Raw genomic sequence first — 3,400 nt, forward strand, 5'->3', positions numbered from 1 at the left:
GGCTGAGGTCGGCGCCGACCGCGGCGAGCCGGGGGTGGGCCCGGGCGGCGGCGCGCAGCGCCGGCACGGACAGCTCGAGGGCGAGGCCCTGGTGCAGGGGCAGGGCGTCGAGCACGGCGGCGGTGTACGTCCCCGGTCCCGCCCCCAGGTCCAGGACGAGACCCGTCCCCGTGCCGGCCTCCGCGCACGCGCCGGCGAGCGCGGCCCGGACGTGGTCGAAGGTCCCCGAGGCCATGACCCGCAGCCGCGCCGCGACCATCGCGGCCGTGTCGGCGCGCAGCCGCGAGCCGCCGGGGACGAGGACGACGTGCCCCTGCCGCGCGACGTCGAAGCGGTGGCCGGCGGTGCACCCGAGCACCCGCGGCCCCCCGTCCCCCTCGAGCGGACCGAGCACCGCCCCGCAGACCGGGCAGCGCAGGACCGGCAGGACGTCGTCGAGCGCGCTCAGACGATCCTCCGCTCGGCGGCCCACCGGCTGAGCTCGTGCCGCGACGACAGCTGGAGCTTGCGCAGCACCGAGCTGACGTGGGTCTCCACGGTCTTCACCGAGATGAACAGCTCGGTGCCGACCTCGCGGTAGGAGTAGCCGCGGGCGATGAGCCGCATGACCTCCCGCTCGCGCGCGGTGAGCCGGTCGAGCTCGTCGTCGACGGCGGCGACGTCGGCCGCACCGGTGCCGAAGGCGTCGAGGACGAAGCCGGCCAGCCGCGGCGAGAACACGGCGTCGCCCTCGGCCACCCGCCGCACCGCCTGGGACAGCTCGCGCCCGTCGATGGTCTTGGTGACGTAGCCGCGGGCCCCGGCGCGGATGACGGAGATGACGTCGGCCGCGGCGTCGCTCACGCTGAGGGCGAGGAAGCGCACGGGCTGCCCGGCGGCGGTCTGCAGCCCGGCGCAGCGGCGCAGCACCTCGGCCCCGCCGCCGCCCTGCCCGCCGGGCAGGTGGACGTCGAGCAGCACGACGTCGGGCAGCGTGCTCCTCACCTGCTGGACGGCCGCGTCGACGTCGGCGGCCTCGCCGACGACCTCGAGGTCGTCCTCGAGCTCGGCGCGCACGCCGGTGCGGACCATCCGGTGGTCGTCGACCAGGACGAGCCTCACGGTCGTCATCGCGCCTCCTGCTCGTGCGGGTGCTGGACCGGGTGCTGGACGGGCTGCTGGGGGACCGGCGCGAGGACCGGGAGCTCGAGCACGACCTCGGTGCCGCCGGCGGCCGGGCGCCGGACCCGGGCCGAGCCTCCCGCGCGCCGCATCCTGCCGAGCACCGACTCGCGGACGCCGAGCCGGTCCTCGGGCACCGCGTCCACGTCGAAGCCGTCGCCACGGTCGGAGACGTAGGCCTGGACCGCGTCGTCGGCGACCTCGACGTAGACCCGGACCGGGGGGCGGGCGTGGCGGACGGCGTTCGTGGCGGCCTCGCGCAGGGCGAGGACGAGCGCGTCGGTGCGGGCATCGGTGGCCCGGTCGCCGACGACGACCACCTCGACGGGGACCGCGTGGGTGTCCTCGACCTGGGCGACGGCCCGCTCGACGGCGGCCGCGAGCGAGAGCGGCTCCGCCACCTGCGACCCGGGCAGCGCGCCGCGGGCCTGGGCGGCGCGGGAGCCGTACAGCCAGCCGCGCAGCTCGCGCTCCTGGGCCCGGGCGAGCCGGGCCACCTCGGCCGGGTCGTCGCTGCGGCGCTGGATCAGGGCGAGGGTCTGCAGGACCGAGTCGTGCAGGTGGGCGGCGATGTCGGCGCGCTCGGTCTCCCGGACCCGTGCCGCGCGCTCGGCCTCGAGCCCACGCCACAGCCGCAGCGCCCAGGGGGCGAGCAGCAGGCCGAGCCCGCCGAGGACGGCCATGGTGGCCAGCGCCGCCGGCCGCAGCACCGAGGCCTCGCTGCCGGTGAGCGCGAGCAGCAGCAGGCCGGTCGCGGCGAGCCCCAGCCCGAGGACCAGCCGCAGCGCGCCGCGCGGGGTGCCGCCGGTCGCCCCGCTCACCCAGCGCCGCCGGTCCCCGGTGTCCAGGTGCGTCCAGGCGATGACCGCGCCGGTGACCGCCACGGTCCCGGCGAGCAGGGTCGGCACCGGCACGCCGACGCCGGCGCGCTGCACGAGCGCCGCGCCGCCGAGCACGGTGAGCACGACCCCCCACAGCAGCCACGACCCGGTCTCGCCGTCCACCCGCAGCGGCGCACGCGTCCCCGTCGCCGGGGTCCCGTCACCGGCGGGCCCTCCTGCCCGGGTCCCGGCGGGGCCGTCCACGGGCAGCACGAGCCACAGCAGCAGGTAGGCCACGACGCCGACGCCCATCGCGAAGCCGGCGCAGACGGCCACGATCCTCACCGTGCGCACCGGCGCGCCCAGGTGCGCGGCCAGCCCGGCGGCGACCCCGGCCACGACCCTGCCCGCCTCGCGGCGGCGCAGCGGCGGGCGCACGGCGGGGACCATCCGGCCATCCTGCCCCCGACCGGGCCGCCGCGGACCAGGGGACGACCCTGGTCCGGCCCTGCCCCCGGGGGTCGCGGACCAGGGTCGGTCCAGGGTTGTCCCCGATGTGGCGGGGCACGGCCCGCGGCCACGATCGAGCCATGACAGAGAGCACCGGGACGCCCCCGGCCGACGCGACCACCCCTCCTCCGGCCCCGGGTCCCCCGCCCGGCGGCCCCACGCCGAGCGGCCCGACGCCCAGCGGTCCCACGCCGGGCGGCCCGACGTCCCGCGGGGCCGACCAGCTCTGGGACGTGCTCCGGCGCTCCGGCGTCCGCCGCCCCCTGGACGACCGCTGGCTCGGCGGCGTCTGCTCCGGCGTCGCCCGCCGGCTCGGCATCGACCCGGTGCTGCTGCGCGTGCTCCTCGCGGCGTCCCTGCTGCTCGGCGGGGTCGGCCTGGTCGCCTACGGCCTGGCGCTCGTCCTGCTGCCCGACCACGACGGCCGCATCGAGCTCGAGCGGGCCAGCCGCGGCGACCTCACCGGCACCGCGGTCGGCGCGGTGGCCCTGGTGGTGCTGGCCGTCGTCACGCCGAGCCCCTGGGGCCTGTTCGCCGGCGGCGACCTGGTCAGCGGCGGGGACGTCGTCGGCGCGATCGTGGTCGGCACCCTGCTCCTGGTCGGCCTCGCCCTGCTCCCGCAGCTGCGCGGGCTCGTCGACAAGGCCACGGGCCCCTCTCCGCAGCCGGGCCAGACGTGGGCCGGGCAGTCCGCCTGGGCCTCGGAGACCGACTGGACCTCGTGGACCGGCGGCGGCACGACCACCACCGCAGCGACGGCTGACGGCAACCCCGGGAGCGGCTCGACCGCCTGGGCCGCTCCGGCCACCACCTACGGCCGCTCGTCCTACGGCGCGCCCCCCGCGCCCCGCCCGCCCCGCCCGGTGCGCGCCGGCCGCAAGGGTCCCGGCCCCGCGCTGTCGGCCGCC

4 protein-coding genes are annotated in these 3,400 nt (G+C 78.9%); 1 reads left to right on the plus strand and 3 read right to left on the minus strand.

Annotation, left to right across the window (positions count from 1 at the left end; genetic code table 11):
* The 3 genes from WCS02_RS18855 to WCS02_RS18865 form a co-directional block, all read right to left on the minus strand.
* A partial coding sequence (locus tag WCS02_RS18855) for a putative RNA methyltransferase (protein WP_340295826.1) occupies positions 1–472 on the minus strand: 472 nt, incomplete at its 3' end.
* The gene (locus tag WCS02_RS18860; RefSeq protein WP_340295827.1) at positions 445–1,110 is read right to left on the minus strand and encodes a response regulator; all 666 of its coding nucleotides are present in this window, start codon (positions 1,108–1,110) and stop codon (positions 445–447) included. The genes WCS02_RS18860 and WCS02_RS18855, both read right to left, overlap by 28 nt.
* A complete protein-coding gene (locus WCS02_RS18865; protein WP_340295828.1) occupies positions 1,107–2,432 on the minus strand; it encodes a PspC domain-containing protein in 1,326 nt (441 codons plus the stop codon). The genes WCS02_RS18860 and WCS02_RS18865 overlap by 4 nt, the downstream gene beginning before the upstream one ends.
* Positions 2,433–2,572: 140 nt before the next feature.
* Here WCS02_RS18865 and WCS02_RS18870 point away from each other — a divergent pair.
* On the plus strand, positions 2,573–3,400 hold an 828-nt coding region (locus WCS02_RS18870), incomplete at its 3' end, for a PspC domain-containing protein (protein ID WP_340295829.1).

Origin of the sequence: Aquipuribacter hungaricus, assembly GCF_037860755.1 — a bacterium.
Taxonomy (GTDB): Bacteria; Actinomycetota; Actinomycetes; order Actinomycetales; family JBBAYJ01; genus Aquipuribacter; species Aquipuribacter hungaricus.

Bases quoted from the DNA above. Each gene is read 5' to 3' on its own strand.
- WCS02_RS18860 (WP_340295827.1), bottom strand. From the start codon at position 1,110: ATGACGACCGTGAGGCTCGTCCTGGTCGACGACCACCGGATGGTCCGC.
- WCS02_RS18865 (WP_340295828.1), bottom strand. From the start codon at position 2,432: ATGGTCCCCGCCGTGCGCCCGCCGCTGCGCCGCCGCGAGGCGGGCAGG.